Here is a 15,166-nt window from a genome sequence, read left to right as displayed (position 1 = left end):
TGCTTCTTCCAGCTCTTCCCATGGCATCAGAGAGGAGAAGAGCACCCAGCGGTTGTCCGAGTCCAACGTGCCGCCAAAAGGCACATGGAACTCCTCGATTGATAGCTGCCCGTTATGGTGTTTTCGGAACATCTGCAGCGTTCAGCAGTTGTAGCAATCGTCAATTGCCCTGTTCGAGGCCAGTTTATCGGGTCTCGATCACTGAAACAAGTTGCGCCGCAGTCGATCTGGCTTTTTCAGGAGTCCCTAATTGTGCCTGTGATTGCACCGATCCGCGAACGCCTCGATCCATCGGCAAGCTTCCACCTGTCAGGCGAATGGCCGGCTGGGGAAATCGCTCCGGTACTCGGCTATGCGGAACAGCGACTCGGAGTAGCGATTGTCGTCTGACAGCTTGGGCGGCGAGAGCTACCGCAGCAAGGCCAGTTCCTCCAACCTGGCCTCCAACCTGGCCTCCAACGCCGCGGAACTCATGGCATTGCCGTTTTAGGCATGGAGTACCAGCTTTTGCCGCTGCCGCTGGCTGATCCGCTCTCTCAGGCAGGCCCGGCTCAACAGCTCCGCAGACACCTTTTGATCTTCGCGTCCGGCGATATCCCAGTCCACGATCTTGCGGCTCCAGACGTCGATCACCATGTGGAAGTAGCCACACGCCTCGCACCGTGGTGGGCAGGAAGGTATGTCCCGTCTCCAGAGCTAGTTGGGCCATCAGCCCGGCATCTGGGCACTTCCCTGGGCTCTTACAGTGGGTCGTTTGGCCCGCCCTTGGGCCTGCAGCACCCGGTAGACGCTGCTCTCGGAGGCCAGGTAGTCGCCCTGATGGGCCATTTCTGGCACGGACTGCGCTGGTAACAGCACGGAGCATCGAGGCCAACTGCAGGTCGCCAGGATCTGATGGCGTTTCTCGTCGCCGAGGTGATGCTCGACTCTGCGCTGGCTGCATTTGAGCAGATTCAGCTGTCGTCAACGCCGCACCCCGCTAACTGCGAATACGGGTTCACTGATTTGGCCAGTCTAACGGCTCTGAACTGCTGAAATCAGTCGCAGCACAAGGGCTTTCCATTTTTTCAGTAGTCCCCAATTAAGCGGGTGATAGGTGTCATGAGTCAACGCAGTCGCCCAGCTAGATGTCACCTTGCTGCGGCAAGTGAATGGAGGGCTTTGAGGGGGTGGGTGCCTCTCAGATCTCGAGCTGGAGACGCTCGCGCACCAAGCGACGGAACAGGACCACCGTCTCCTCTCGCCGGAATCCTTCAGCGTGGCGCCGGGCCCTAGCTGACAGGGCCTCGTAGTACAACGGATCGTCCAGTGCCTTCACCGCCTCAATCCAGTGGGCAGGTCCCGTCTCCGGATCGACCAGGAGCCCCCCCTCTCCTACCGACTCGGGGAGTCCACCGCGCCGACTGGCCACCGTCGGGATTCCCCGGAAGCCAGCTTCCACCGGGAGCCTTCCGAAGGGCTCATCCCACAGGCTCGGCATGAGAAGCAAGCGGGTTCGCGCGAACACGGCCTCCATGTCGGTTGTCCACCCAAGGCAGGTGACGTTGGCCAGGCGTCGGGCGCGCGCGATCCACCCCGCTGCTGGGCGTGCCCCCTCCAGGAACAGGAACGGGCGCTCCGGGAAGGCCTTCGCCACTTGCAGGGATGTGGCGGCCCCCTTCCAGCGATCTAGGCCCACGAATGTCACGCAGTCGTGCGCTTGTCCCGACAGAGCGGCGTCTCGAGCGGGAGGCTCGATAAATGGTGGCACCATTTCGGCGTCGAGCTGGGTGAGGAAGGGGTGCTGGCGGCGCAGGAAGTTGGAGTTGGCGATCACGAGATCGGCGGCCTTGAGAAAGGAGCGGTCCCGGCGCAAGCGAACCCAGCCGAAGGGACGGCTCAAGGCGCGCTTCCATCGTGAGGGATTACCTTCCCCAAGGCCCCAGCAAAGGGGGCTTCGCAGGAAGACCACAACCCTGGTGGCCGCGGGCACGTCCAAGGGGGCTAGCCACGCGGGCTGCTGGGCCAGGAGCAGATCGGGTGGGTTCACGGCCACATGCCTCGCGAGATGGGGACGGAATCGGGCCTCGACCCAGGCAGCGGCAAGGTGGAAGGGAATCCCCCGTGGCGGGGAGCGCCATCCGACGGCGACGTCGCGACACCGGACCCCGTCGTGGGTCGTGTAGGTGTCGGCACGAGGTCCCACGCAAAGAGCCTCCACATCGTGATCTTTCGCCAGGGCGGACAGAAGCGTGCTGGCTGATAGCTCTCCGCCGCCTGCTGGTCGGGCGAGACTGTGTCCTGCAAAGAGGATGCGCAGGCTGCTCATGGGGGTGTTACAGCTGCTTCCAGAGTGGCCATGAGCCGGCGGGCCGTGGACGCCCAAGACAGAGATCCGGCCCTGGCTACACCGCGGCGGCTGAGCTCGTTTCGCAGGTCATCGTCGGTCAGGAGACGGGTGACGACGTCGGCGATGTCTTGGGGATCCTCGGGGTCAAAACTCAGCCCCGCGTCGCCTGCCACCTCGGGGAGGGACCCCCGTGAACTCACGGCCGTTGGGAGTCCGCATGCCATGGCCTCGACGACCGGAAGTCCGAATCCCTCGTCGTGGGAGGGCAGAACGAGAAGGGCGGAGGTCCTGTATAAGACTGCCAGTTCTTCGTCAGGCACCCACCCAGTCCACGTGATCCGCTCGGTAATCTCTAATTCCGCTGCGAACTGCCCGAGTTTTCGCTTCGCCACCTGGGCCGCCCGTGAGCGGTGCTCGCCCACGAGGACGAGTTGCCAAGGGGTCCGTGGGTCGACTGAGATCCGGGCGAGCGCCCGCAGCAGCATGGGCAGATTTTTGTGGTGATCCAATCCACCGACATAGAGGATCAGCCGAGCCAGAATTGGGATTCCTCGGCGTTCACGGACAGCCGTCTCAACCCTGGCCTCACGCACGGCCCCGAAGCAGTCTGCAGGAGCCTCCCCGATACAAACCACGTCGTCGAGAGGCCGGCCGAATGCTTCCGCCACGCGTCTGCACGCGTCCTGGGAAGGAGTGACGATGATCCGCGACCTGTGTTTCACCATCCACATCTTGATTCGCCAGAAAACCCGGGAGCGGGCGTCCGGGAAGAACCACTCGGGATGCTCCTCTGTCATGGCATCGTGAATGGTCACAACGACCGGTGTTGGGCAGGGAACCGGGTAGAAGGCCGAGGCCGAGGGGAAGAAGAAGACATCCGCACGGCAGCGTGCGGCTTCGCGCCACAGGGCCACGAGTTCAAGGGGGCTTCTGCAGGCCGTAGATGACGGGCGAGCGGATGATCGGGCGACCCTGAGGTCAACGCCCTCGGGGAACTCGCCCCGGTTGGCCGTTCGGGCGTCACACACGAGCAGCACCTGATGATCGCGGCCGTAGACGGACATGAAGGCCCGCACCAGCTCGCGGGTGAAGCGACCAAAGCCTCTCGTGTCGTTCCAGTGACTCACGTCGATTCCGATGCGCATACGCTCAGCTCTCCTGATCAGGCGGGTTCCCGCTGCCCAGTCCATCGGACCGGATAGCCTCGCGAGTGAAGCCCCGTGCCGTCAAATCCTCGTCCAGTCAAATCAAATCATTATCCACTCAGATCACGATCAAGACAAGCGAGATTGAAAATGACAGGACAAGACAGAAACCTCGTCAAAGTGGATGCGTGCCGTGATCCTAGAGATGTGATTTGGCATTTACCTGAAGACCAGCTCGGGAAAAACCCCTATGGACGACTTCTGATGAGGAGTCTTGAGGCCATGAGGCTTCGTGTGATCCCCATTTCTACGGAGCCCATTTTTGCGTGGCAGGCCCTCAGGGACCGGCCTGATGTTGTTCACTTCCAATTTGTTCAACCCTACCTGTTGCCTGCTCTCCAGCCCAACTCGCGCTGGAGAGCGGTTGTCAAGGGTGGGCTCTTCATCTTGCAGGTGCTGCTCCTCCGTTGGACAGGGTCTCGTATCGTCTGGACCGTTCACAATCTCGTTAACCACGAGCGTCGTCTGGCAAGATATGAACGGTTTTTTACCAGATTATTTACTAGGCTGACTGATGTTGTGATTGTCCAGTGCGAGGCGGCACGGGATGAAGTTGTGTCAATCTACAAGATGGAAACGCGTCTCGATCGCATCCATGTTCTGCCTCATCCCAACTATTCAGACGCCTACCCAGATAGAATCGATCGCCGCGAAGCCCGTGCTTCTCTTGATGTTCACGATCGCCGTATCATCATTCTTTGCCTGGGGCAAATCCGAACGTACAAAGGTCTGGAGAGCATGGTGAGGGCTTTCCAGACCCTCGGTGCCCCTGGATGTGAGCTCAGGATCGCAGGAGAAGCAGTGGAACCATCCCTGACAGCTGCCTTGCGCCGTTCTGCTGAAGGGGACGATGCCATCCATGTTCATGCGTCGTTCCTCTCGCCCGATGAAGTGGAAATCCTGATGAAGGCTTGTGACATCGTGGCTCTTCCCTACCTCTCGATCCTGACGTCAGGATCCGCCGTCCTGGCCATGACATTCGGTCGGCCCTGCATCGCCCCAAGGCTGGGATGCCTTCCAGAGATTCTTGATGAGTTGGGGGCCTTCCTCTACGAAGCCGGCGATCCTGATGGCCTCCGCGATGCCCTGGCTCGTGCCGTGGAGGCGGGTCCGGCTCTACAGGAGATGGGTCGTCACAATCGTTCCCGAGTTCAGGCCTGGAGCTGGCCGGCAACGGCGGAGGCGCTGGTGAGGCTGTACCGGCTCCGCCGGGTGTGAAGACGTCGCTTTGCCTGGTCCTCACATCGACGATTCAGGTCGAACATCAGCAATTTCTGCGGCAGGGTGGTCGGCTCGACACTGAGCTGCGCCTTCGGGATTACACTCGAGCGCTCTCTGCCTGGATGACCCGCCAGCATTCTGTAAGAGATATCGTCTTCGTCGACAATTCTGGCTACCCCCTTGACGCACTTCAGGAGGTAGTGGATCGCCATGCCCATCGCGGCAAACGCGTGGAGCTGATTTCGTTTCGCACGACAGGGTACACCCAGGAGCGGGGGCGAAGTTTCGGTGAGCTCGACATCCTCGATACCGCACTTCGGCGTAGCGTCCTTCTCCGGCAGTCTGGTGCCTTCGCTAAGGTAACTGGGCGGATATTCGTACCTAATGCTGATGCGGTCTTCGGTGCTGTTCCGCGTCACTTCGGTGTCGTCGGAACGTTCTCCCACAACCTCACATGGCTCGACACTGTCCTCGTGATCTTCTGTTCTCGGCTGTTTCGGGAGTCGCTCCTTCCCTACGCCCTGGAGCGGGTCAACGACCGAACGCGCCATCATATTGAGAGGGTTCTGGCCTCGGCCGCCCTCCACGCTGTGGCTGAGGGAGCGCGGTGGTATCCGTTTCCCCGGCAGCCCCGGCTCGAGGGAATTCGGGGTCTTGATGGACGCCCCTATTCGGACAGCCGCTTGCGGGCCTGGGCCATGGACTTCTTTGCCTGGGGTCATCACCGGGCCTTGGATGTGGCGACCGACAGCGCTGCTCCTCATCCCATGGAGCGGTGGAGCGAACCGCGGAATCCGTCCCCCCGGGGAGAGCTGCCGTGAACGATCTTCGGATCCAGATCGTCAATTACCGCACTCTGGACCTTCTGATCGAATGCCTTACCAGCCTGGTGCCGGCCCTTGGCCCCCAGGGACTCAGTGCCGTGGTCGCAGTACTCGACAATGGCTCCGGTGACGACCTTGGGAGTCTCTTGGACCGTTTTCCAGAGCTTCGTCTGGAACTTCACCAGGGACGAACGAACGTGGGATACGGGGCAGGGCACAACCTTCTGGCCAGGGGAGCTGATGCCCGTTTCCTTCTTCTCCTTAACCCGGATGTCCGCCTGCTGGATCCTCTCACACTCCACGATCTCATTCAGGTTGCTATGGATTTGGGCGCACAGGTAGTGGGGCCGCGTCTGGTAACCGGCGACGGCCAAACGCAGCGCTGGGACCATGGCGAGATCGGCGGTTGGTCAGCCCGTCTGATTGCCTCGACAGGTAACAGTCTCTGGCGGGAGCGGAGTGGGGAACCCCCTCTCCCGGCAGCGTGGGTCGCCGGGGCGGCCTTTCTAATTGTGAGACGCTGGTATGACGAGCTGGCAGGCTTTGATGAGCGCTTCTTTCTTTATAAGGAGGATGAGGAGCTGTGTTTGCGCGTTCTTCAAAATGGCGGTCGGGTGATTTACCATCCAGGCCTTACTGTGCTCCACCACTGTTCAGCTGTGGCTGTGAAGGCAGATCATTTGCGGAATTCTACAGATTATTTTCTGGAGAAACATTTTCGCACTCGTTTTGGCTATCATTTCTTTCGACTCATTAATGCCATTTTACATTAAAGGGACTTGGGGGGTAGTCATGGGCATTGAGGCATTCATTCTGGGCAGGCTCTGTGATGCATGGCGTGGCGGGGCTTGTTTCGCCCGGACTGCTACCCTCGGTCGCCAGAACTTATCGCTTTGCGAGCGTGAACTGGAATCCATCCTAGCGAATGTGGGTCGATCCCGAGCCGAATTGGGTGAAGGCATGTTGCCATGGACGGGGATTGCCGATGACCTTCTCACCAGGCTCCTGGAGATTGAGGAGCTCCTGTCCATCGATGCCTCGGGCTATGAGGGGGCCTCCTTGGTTCACGATCTCAATCAGCCCGTACCTGAGAGCCTCTGGGGACAGTTCGATGCTGTGATCGACGGGGGAACGTTGGAGCATGTCTTCAACTTCCCGACGGCCATCGTGAGCTGTATGCGGATGTTGAAGATTGGAGGGCGATTCTATTCCTTGACACCGGCCAACAATCACTGCGGCCATGGTTTCTATCAGTTCAGCCCCGAACTTTTCTTTCGCCTGTTCCATGGAGCGAACGGATTTGATCTTGAAACCCTTCTCCTTGTGGAGCACCCTTATCCGGGGATTGAGCTCAGCACACGGCGAGGGGTCTGGACGGTGAAGGACCCGGCTGTGGCCCAGAGTCGGGGAGGATTGGTCAACAGGCATCCAGTTTATCTTTTCGTGCAGGCCGTGAAGCGCCAGAACGTTGAGCCCCTCGCCCTAGTGCCTCAACAGAGTGACTACAAGGTAGCGTGGAATGCCTCTACCCATGTTCCCTCCTCCGAGGATGTCTCTCTAGGTGAGTCCGTTGCGCGTCGGCTTTGGCAACTCCACGCCGCCCTTCCTCCCGCCTTGGGGCGAACCCTCCTTGGGCTCTACCAGAGGTTCTATCGGGATACCCTCCGGAACCGGAAGCACTATCGGCGCTGGAATCCTCATGAAGTGAGCTGATACTGAGGCCATCCCAGTTCCGTGGCGATGGTGCTGGCGATCTCACGGGCATTGGACACCGCCGTCACCACCTTTCCCCCAAGCACCGACCAGCAGCCGAAGCCGTGGTCGGAGATCACTGTTGGTCGAGCGTCGAAGTCCCGAGCGTAGGCATTGACGGCCCGGGTCATCCAGATGGATCGCACCTCTGTGACCGCATCCAGGACGGGGAAGTAGTGAGATGAGTGACGCAGCATGTTGTCCCGGTTGCTCGTTATGCCTGTCCACGTCGGGGGCATGCCGTCGTCGGGAATCACACTTCGCGAGACGGAGTCGTGGATGTGGGAGAGAAGAAATTCTCCATCCCGTCCCGTGCCAGTGAGGCTGGTGAAGGGTCCGTCCATGACCGTGACCGCGATCTGGGGGATTGGCAGTGGCAGCAGGAGCAGTTCGTAGAGATCGAAGCGCAGCGGCTCTACGGGAAAACCGAACCATCGGGCCATGAGGTTTCGGCCTCCGTAGGTGGCGTTGATTACGTAATCGAACGAGTCCTGCCGGGTACTGGTCGGTCCGTCCACGGTAAGTCGCTTCGTGCCGTCGGCGGCGATCACCCCAGAGATAACAGCGGTCCGTAATTCGCATTGCACGTGGGGATGGGCCGTCAGTCGCGCGCCGGCCACGCGTCTCAGACGACTGACGTCATAGATCCCCTCGTCCGTTCTGAGGCATAGGCTCACGCTTTGAGGCGCCACGATCCCCTCGGGGGGAACTGTGACTGTGAAAGCCAGGTGGTTGCCTTCGCAGGCTGCGAGATAGCGCTCGGCTGGGATCTCCACCCCTGTCGCTGAGGTGCAGTAAAAGGAGGGAAAGCTGCGGTCGATTGCCGAGCCAAACATGGCTTCAAACGCCGTGCGAGACGACTGGATCTCGACGATGGAGTCGTAGCTTCGCGGATAGTGGAATCCCGAGTGGTGCCTTCGCTGGTTGGATGCGGAGGTCTCGGTGAGCAGATTTTCGTGGCGCTCGAAGAGGGTGACATCACCGAGACCGGCCAGTTCAAGCGCGGCGCTGATGCCGAAGATCCCTCCTCCGATCACAGCGATCCGCGGGCGCGCCGTTGGAATAGCAGGACGCGATGCCTGGGCGATGCGGACCAGACGACGGCCCACTGACGGGTCGGGATAGGGAAGAGTCGGGTCTCGGAGCACGCTCAGAAAGGTTTTCAGCTCCCGACCCAGCGCCGTAGTGGGCCCTAGAAAGAAGGTCTTGTGGAGCTGATTGTTGCGGGTCGACACCACAAGGGTGTTGTCCAGCAAATTGGCCTCGATGCGGCGATCGGCGTATAGGAGTTCCAGAGTTCGTTTCTTCTGAGCGCCAACCCATCCGAGACGGACCACAGCCGACATGGGGCCGGGGTAACGCAGGCTCACGTTCACGAGACAACCACGGGGGCGTCCCACGATGATTTCGGGTTCCAGATCGAAGAGATGATCCAGCACGTCGAATAGGTGCAGGAATTCTAGGCAGGCGTCGCTTCGCCCAGTTTTCTCATCGGCCGGGTTCACCATCGTGCCGCTGATTCCGCGAGGCAGGACTGGAATCGTGGTGACCAGTCGCTTCAGTTCCTCCACGACGGAGTGGAACCGGAAGACGTGCCCCACCATCAGGATCCGATTGGACTCACGGGCAAGGTCACTGAGGGCGACGGCTTCCACTTCGTCGATGCTCATGGGCTTCTCCACCAGGACATGGGCGAAGGGAAGGCATTGGCGCACGAGATCGAAGTGGGTTGTCGGGGGAGTGACGATGTCCACAGCGTCGACGGTGGAGAGAAGCTGATCCGTCAGGGCTGAAAAGGTTGACACACCATGATCCGAGCGAAGAGCTTTAGCCACGATCTCGTCGCGAACGACCACGCCATGAAACTGCACCAGCCCTTCTGCACCAAGGCGGATCCACTCATCAAGGTGATGGCGGCCGAACCGTCCAGCGCCCACCAGGAGGATGCGGGGGGAAATGAATGTCATGGGAAAGGCTTGGTATGGGATGCGAAGCCCCCAGCAATGGAAATCGTGGGCTATTGATGGTTGGGGGATTATCTGACTGATTATAGACATTATGTGGGAGGAACCAGGAGCACTGGGAGGTCTTTTATGACCTGATCTTCAGATAAGTGGAATTCCAGCCAGATCACTATTGCGGACAAGCCAAGGTCACTTCCGGGGCGGATGACCTGCTGATGTTCAGGCGGTCTCAGGCATTCCATGCAAGATCAGTGCTGGTCTCGATGTCAGCACCCGGCTTCGGGTTCAGCGCATTGACCATCGCTCCTGGGTGGCCTGGACAAATGCCAAGACACTTTCTCCTTGCTGTTCCAGAACCTTCAGGTACGTTGTGTAAGCGTCGGGAAGAGTGTGAATCGCACGCTGAATCTCGTATGGGTCCGTGCCCCAGGCAATTCCGTTGAGCCCGAGTTCTCCGCGCCCGATGTCATCTTTAGTGTAGGGTCCATTTGGGATGATCACGCATAGGGTTCCGCATAACGTTGCCTCGTAATTCACTCCCGAGAGGGTGTCGTAACTATAGATAACCTTTGAGTGGCGAAGCAGATTGGCTAGCTCAACATGAGTTGTGGGCCATGACTTGGTGACCTCGATTCGTCCATTGTCAATTTCAGGTCGTCGAGCCTTTGGATCACCTTTTCCCAAATACACAAGCTCACCCTCCTTGCTGGGTAGAGCCAGTGGGTTGAACAATCCGTCGTCAGAGATCTGCAGATTGAGAATTGGTTTCGTGGGATCGAGAATCCTGCTCCAGGCGACAATATAGTCGTCATGCCCTGCCTTCATCGGATTACCCATGATGTAGCCAGGGCGATTGAGAAGCCACCGCACGACACGCTTGGCTCCAAGTGGATTCCCCTTCACGATCTCGGGGTAGACCACGATCCCATCACGAACATGATCGCGGGTGGCCATAGGTGTATTCCAGTCGAGTCGTATCTCGCGCCCCCTCGGAAGCTCAAGGCAAGATGGCACTCCCATCTCATTGAGGAGGTGACAGAGGAGGTGCAGAGTACGGACGCCCCAGGATTTCTCGGTATATCCCGGAGACCAGATGACGTAGGGCTTCATTGGCAAGGATTGTTCGGAGCTTCAGTCGCTGACGTAATGGTTGATGTGTTGAACAAAGAAGACGACCAGATCCGCTGTTGTTTGCCAGCAGGTTGATGAGGCTGAGCAATGTCTACCGCATCGACTCGGTCTGGCTCTAAATGACGGGCCTACACCTCCCAGGGTGATAGGGCACCCTAGGCCGTTATCGATCTACAGATATGCCATGTTCCCCACAGCGCCGGCATTGTTGATCAGTGATGCGGTCGCCAAGCGGCTCAAACCGTGTCATTCTGAATTGCCTCAAGCAGTGCCTTCGCGGTATAAAGGCTGTCAGCTTCCGCCGCCGGTTTGTCCCGGCGCCAGCGGGAGATGCGCGGGAAACGCACCGCAAGGCCGCTTTTGTGACGGTTCGAGGGCTGGAGCCCCTCAAAGGCCAGCTCGAACACCTGCAGTGGCTCCACCGCCCGCACCGGCCCAAAACGCTCGGTGGTGTGACGGCGGATCCAGCGGTCGAGCTCTGCGATCTCTGCATCGTCGAGACCCGAGTAGGCCTTGGCGAAAGTCATCAGCTGGGGCTCGCTCCCGTCAGCGTTCGGCTTGCCAACTGTGTCGCCGGCTGTTTTGCCGGCTGCGTAGCCGCTCGTGTCGGCATCCACCGGCGGATGGCTCCAGAGGCCGAAGGTGTAGTCGGTGTAGAGGTTGGCTCGGCGGCCGCTGCCAGCCTGGGCATAGAGCAGCACCGCATCGAGGTGGAGCGGCTCGAGCTTGTGCTTCCACCAGTCGCCGCGGCGACGGCCGGACCGGTAGGGCGACTCCAGCCGCTTGAGCATCAGCCCTTCGGCTCCCACCAGGCGGGCGCGGCTGCGCTGCTGCTCCAGCACCTCCCAGCTGCCGAGGGGCACGGCGGCTGAGCCGCGCAGGCGCTGGCGCTCGGGGTGATCGCCGTGGATCACGGCAGCGCGCAGCTCCTCCAACCGCTCCAGGCGCTGCCGCAGCGGTTCGTCGCGACGGTCGGTGCCGGCTGATTCCAGTAGGTCGTAGGCCACGAAGGCCATGGGGCACTGGCGGCGCAGGCTCGCTCCCACGCTCCTGCGCCCCAGCCGCCGCTGCAGGGCGGCGAAACCCTGGGGCCGCTCCTCGCCGGGATGCCAGACGATCACTTCGCCATCCAGCACAGTGCCCTCCGGCAGGGCTTCCCCCAGGCTCACCAGTTCGGGGAAGCTCTCGTTCACCAGCTCCTCGTCCCGGCTCCAGAGAAAGCTGCTGCCGGAGCGGCGGATCAGCTGGCCGCGGATGCCATCCCACTTCCATTCCGCCCGCCAGTGGCTGGGATCCCAGCTAATCAGCTGGGCCGGATCGAGAGGACTGGCCAGGAAGAAGGGAAAGGGCCGGCTTGCCGGCACAGCCTCCCCCTCCAGGGCCGGGGCGAGCAGGGCGGTGAAGGCTTCGGCGCTGGGCTCAAGGCCCCCCATCAGGCGCTGGGCGATCTCGGCCTCCTCCAGTCCGGCCACCCGTGCCAGGGCCCGGGTCACCAGGCCTGTGGACACCCCCACCCTCAGCCCGCCGGTGAGCAGCTTGTTGAACAGGAAGGCCTGGCCTGCTGGCAGGCAGGCCCAGGTGCTGAGCACGGCCTCGGCCTGGGCAGCGGGCTCCAGCGACGCGATCGCCGGCAGCCGCTCCCCCATCCACACCGCCAGGGGCCGCTCGATCGGCTCGGCCTGGGGCAGTTGCAGCTGCGGCAGCAGCAGGGCGATCGTCTCGGCACTGTCGCCCACCTGGGCGTGGCAGTCGTCGAACAGCCAATCGGGCAGGGCTGAGGCGGCCAGCGCGATCTCCCGCAGCCGCCGGCCGGTGATCAGCCGCTTGCGCCGCTTGCCGAGCAGAAGGGTCACGGCCCAGGCCCCATCGGCAGGATCCACTGCTGCCAGATAGGCCTCAAGAGCCGCCACCCTGGCAGTGGTGCCGGGGCTGCGGTCAAGCTGCTCGTAGAGGGCGCAGAAGTCGCGCATGGGCGGGGCGGCGGCTCCAGCGATTCGATCCTCACCCTGGCAAGCCCTGCAGCTGATTGCTCCCGCCCTGCGGCTCGCGGGAGGATGGGGGGCAGGCCCCAGCGGCCGCCCGCTGCGACAGCCCGATGAAGTTCAAGGACTACTACGAGACCCTCGGCATCGAGCGGGGAGCAAGTGAGGAGGAGATCAAGAAGGCCTACCGGCGCCTGGCCCGTCAGTACCACCCCGACATCTCGAAGGAAGCGGGTGCCGAGGAGCGCTTCAAGCAGATCAGCGAGGCCTACCAGACCCTCTTCGATCCGGAGAAGCGCCAGGCCTATGACGAACTCGGCCGCCATCACCCGGGCGAGGACTTCCAGCCGCCTCCGGACTGGGACACCCGCTTCTGGCAGGGCCAGGCCCACCAGGAGGTGGATCTCTCCGAGCTCTTCGAGCAGATGGGATTCCGCGCCTCCCAGCAGCGGCGCCAGGCCCGCGGCATGGACTTCCCGGTCCGAGGTCAGGACGTGGAGGCCGTGGCCCGGCTGACCCTCGAGGAGGTCTCACGCGGCACCCAGGTGACCCTGGAGCGGCCCGGCGGCAGCGTGCGCATTCGGATTCCCATGGGCGTGACCGACGGGGAGCGGCTGCGCATTCCGGGGCGCGGCGGCCCCGGCAGCGGTGGAGGCCCCGATGGCGATGTGTATGTGCAGATCCAGGTGCTGCCGCACAAGCTGTTCCGGCCGGTGGGCCATGACCTCTACCTGGAGTTGCCTGTGACCCCCTGGGAGGCGGCCCTCGGCGCTCAGATCGAGCTGCCCAGCCTCGATGGCCGCGTGCGGGTGACGGTGAAACCAGGCGCGCAGGCTGGCCAGAAATTGCGGCTGGCCGGTAAGGGGCTGCCGAAGCGGGGCGAGGGAGCCGGCGATCTCTATGGGGTGCTGCAGATCGTGATGCCCACGGAGATCAGTGAAGGTGAACAGGAGCTCTATCGTGAGCTGGCGAAGGCGTCATCCTTCCAACCCCGTCCTCAATACAGTGGAGAGTCGACCCATGGCTGACGATCTCCTGATCCCTGTGGACTCCGACAGTCTGGTGGAGTCGGCAGAGCTTCTGGCTGCCTCGGGCCTGGCCCACGACGAGCTGGTGGAGCTGGTGGAGTTCGGCCTGTTCGAGATCAGCGAGACCGCCACGGGCTGGTGTTTCCAGTCCCGTGCGGTCCACCAGGCGCGGCGGATGGTGAAGCTTCGGGATTCCTTCGGGCTCAACCCTCCAGGCATGGCCCTGGCTCTCACTTACCTCGAGAAGATCGAGGCCCTGGAGCATCGGTTGCGGGAACTGGAGTGTCTGCTGCCCCGTTGAGGCCTCAGAGCGGATAGCGCAGGATCGCTGCCAGGCTGGCCTCACCAGGGATGTCGCCCTTGCGCACACCCATCACCTTCGCACCAGTGACCAGGGCACGGCTGGCGATTTCATCGACGAGGCCGTAACTCTTGGCGCTGGGACTGTCGGCGAAGGTCACACCCCCGTCGTCGTCGATCGTGCCGGGGGTCACATCGTCGATGTCGATCAGCAGCAGTTGAACCGCGCCGTAGGTGGCGGCACGTGCCGCCTGGGCGAGATCGGATGTGGTCCGACCCTGGTTGGAGCGCAACTTGTACAGCGACTGGATCTCCGCCAATTCATCCCGGAACAGCTCATCGAGGATGGTGCGGGCACTTGCCGCGAGATCGGCATCGCTCTGGACCTCAGGGTTGTGCAGGATTGCGGGACGCGCGAGGTGGGGATACGACTGAATCTCGCGGTAGATCGATTGCATCGGTTCTGTGGCGGCCAGGATCAGTGGGGTTTCCCGGCCCATCAGCAGACCCCGCAGGGCATGGTCGATCTTGCGGGCGTACTGCGCCTGGCGGACCTTCATGCCTTCGGAGCCCTGGAGGCGACCGCTGGGCGAGCGGTCCTTGATCGAAGCCTTCCGAGCCGCGCCTGCCACATCCTTCGGCATTCCCTGCAGCTTGAGCTCGACGGCCGGGAGGTCGGAGGAGACACCCACCAGCCGCACACTGTTCTGGGCCAGGGCCAGCACGAAGGCCGACTGGGGCACGGTGACCGTTCGCAGCAGGGGCTGAACATGGAAGCGGTCGCTCACCTCCACGGCTGGCTTGAGGTGGTTTGGCAGACGGAAGCTGCGGAGGCCTTCCGGCGAAACGAAGACGGCGAGGCTGTTGGCCTGGACCTCCCAGAAGTCATCGTCGTCGATGAGGTCGTGCAGCAGCTCCTCAATCGCCAGAACCTCGCGCTTGTCGTGGGCCGCGAGCTGCTCGATGGCCTCGCCAGCAAGATTTTTCAGGGCGATGCGGTCGGCCTGGGCCTCCTGGGTCAGTGGTGTGGTCGGCAGGACCAGGCTGACCCGTGCCGGGCCGTGATTGAGCATCAGCGCTTCGATCTCGGCGCGGGTGGGGATGTCAACGTGCAGCATGGAGGAGATAAGCCGGGAAGTTGGTTAATCAAAATGATCCTAGGACAGCGGCCCCCAGAACAAGCAAAGACCAGCCTGTAGGATGCTGAAGCTAATGCTCGTTGAGCTATGATGCATGTTTTCTTGTGCCGATGAAGCGCCTTGACTATCTCCTGCTCATGACTCCTCATCTGTAAGCCAGCTAAGGAGCCTCTGGGCAACGAGCCCTGAAAGAAGGGCCAAGGATGCAATTTGCTCGGAATGAACAATTTTTGGCGGATCTGAGGTTGGCTTGGCCTGATTTCACCCTTTCGGGTGCCAAAAACTGCCCAT

14 protein-coding genes are annotated in these 15,166 nt (G+C 61.6%); 6 read left to right on the top strand and 8 right to left on the bottom strand.

Translation table 11 applies throughout. From position 1 onward, the window contains the following. Window positions 1–486 precede the first annotated feature (486 nt). Window positions 487–636 (bottom strand): hypothetical protein, encoded by a 150-nt coding sequence (locus tag KBY77_RS16215; protein ID WP_255106750.1) that lies wholly within the window; start codon window positions 634–636, stop codon window positions 487–489. Between the two features lie 258 nt (window positions 637–894). Here KBY77_RS16215 and KBY77_RS16210 point away from each other — a divergent pair, with 258 nt between their 5' ends. After that, window positions 895–1,035 (top strand): hypothetical protein, encoded by a 141-nt coding sequence (locus tag KBY77_RS16210; RefSeq protein WP_255106748.1) that lies wholly within the window; start codon window positions 895–897, stop codon window positions 1,033–1,035. A gap of 145 nt (window positions 1,036–1,180) precedes the next feature. On the opposite strand, the gene KBY77_RS16205 is transcribed toward KBY77_RS16210, so the two are convergent. Further along, window positions 1,181–2,308 (bottom strand): glycosyltransferase family 4 protein, encoded by a 1,128-nt coding sequence (locus KBY77_RS16205; protein ID WP_255106746.1) that lies wholly within the window; start codon window positions 2,306–2,308, stop codon window positions 1,181–1,183. Then, window positions 2,305–3,474, bottom strand: coding sequence for a glycosyltransferase family 1 protein (locus KBY77_RS16200; RefSeq protein ID WP_255106744.1), 1,170 nt, complete (start codon window positions 3,472–3,474; stop codon window positions 2,305–2,307). The genes KBY77_RS16205 and KBY77_RS16200 overlap by 4 nt, the downstream gene beginning before the upstream one ends. Window positions 3,475–3,624: 150 nt before the next feature. On the opposite strand from KBY77_RS16200, the gene KBY77_RS16195 reads away from it, so the two are divergent. Next, window positions 3,625–4,752, top strand: a complete 1,128-nt coding sequence (locus tag KBY77_RS16195; protein WP_255106742.1) for a glycosyltransferase — start codon at window positions 3,625–3,627, stop codon at window positions 4,750–4,752. Here the strand turns inward: KBY77_RS16195 and KBY77_RS16190 are convergent. Further along, window positions 4,686–5,306, bottom strand: coding sequence for a hypothetical protein (locus KBY77_RS16190; protein WP_255106740.1), 621 nt, complete (start codon window positions 5,304–5,306; stop codon window positions 4,686–4,688). The two genes, KBY77_RS16195 and KBY77_RS16190, sit on opposite strands and share 67 nt — an antisense overlap. 266 nt (window positions 5,307–5,572) lie before the next feature. Here KBY77_RS16190 and KBY77_RS16185 point away from each other — a divergent pair, with 266 nt between their 5' ends. Next, on the top strand, window positions 5,573–6,352 hold the full coding sequence (locus KBY77_RS16185; RefSeq protein WP_255106738.1) for a glycosyltransferase: 780 nt from the start codon (window positions 5,573–5,575) through the stop codon (window positions 6,350–6,352). 19 nt (window positions 6,353–6,371) lie between these two features. Next, on the top strand, window positions 6,372–7,292 hold the full coding sequence (locus KBY77_RS16180) for a class I SAM-dependent methyltransferase (RefSeq protein ID WP_255106736.1): 921 nt from the start codon (window positions 6,372–6,374) through the stop codon (window positions 7,290–7,292). Here KBY77_RS16180 and KBY77_RS16175 read toward each other — a convergent pair. The 3 genes from KBY77_RS16175 to KBY77_RS16165 form a co-directional block, all read right to left on the bottom strand. After that, on the bottom strand, window positions 7,277–9,298 hold the full coding sequence (locus KBY77_RS16175; RefSeq protein ID WP_255106734.1) for an FAD-dependent oxidoreductase: 2,022 nt from the start codon (window positions 9,296–9,298) through the stop codon (window positions 7,277–7,279). The genes KBY77_RS16180 and KBY77_RS16175 overlap by 16 nt on opposite strands. Before the next feature lie 282 nt (window positions 9,299–9,580). Beyond that, a complete protein-coding gene (locus tag KBY77_RS16170; RefSeq protein ID WP_255106733.1) occupies window positions 9,581–10,249 on the bottom strand; it encodes a hypothetical protein in 669 nt (222 codons plus the stop codon). A gap of 413 nt (window positions 10,250–10,662) precedes the next feature. Then, window positions 10,663–12,396 (bottom strand): cisplatin damage response ATP-dependent DNA ligase, encoded by a 1,734-nt coding sequence (locus KBY77_RS16165; protein ID WP_255106731.1) that lies wholly within the window; start codon window positions 12,394–12,396, stop codon window positions 10,663–10,665. A gap of 56 nt (window positions 12,397–12,452) precedes the next feature. Here KBY77_RS16165 and KBY77_RS16160 point away from each other — a divergent pair, with 56 nt between their 5' ends. Both KBY77_RS16160 and KBY77_RS16155 read left to right on the top strand, forming a co-directional pair. Continuing rightward, on the top strand, window positions 12,453–13,436 hold the full coding sequence (locus tag KBY77_RS16160; RefSeq protein ID WP_255106729.1) for a DnaJ C-terminal domain-containing protein: 984 nt from the start codon (window positions 12,453–12,455) through the stop codon (window positions 13,434–13,436). Further along, window positions 13,429–13,737, top strand: a complete 309-nt coding sequence (locus KBY77_RS16155) for a chaperone modulator CbpM (protein ID WP_255106727.1) — start codon at window positions 13,429–13,431, stop codon at window positions 13,735–13,737. Before KBY77_RS16160 ends, KBY77_RS16155 begins: the two co-directional genes overlap by 8 nt. A gap of 4 nt (window positions 13,738–13,741) precedes the next feature. On the opposite strand, the gene KBY77_RS16150 is transcribed toward KBY77_RS16155, so the two are convergent. After that, a complete protein-coding gene (locus tag KBY77_RS16150; RefSeq protein WP_255106725.1) occupies window positions 13,742–14,854 on the bottom strand; it encodes a hypothetical protein in 1,113 nt (370 codons plus the stop codon). Window positions 14,855–15,166 lie beyond the last annotated feature (312 nt).

This window comes from Synechococcus sp. Cruz-7E5, assembly GCF_024345995.1.
GTDB lineage: Bacteria > Cyanobacteriota > Cyanobacteriia > PCC-6307 > Cyanobiaceae > Regnicoccus_A.
This window is presented reverse-complemented; position numbering and strand designations above follow the sequence as displayed.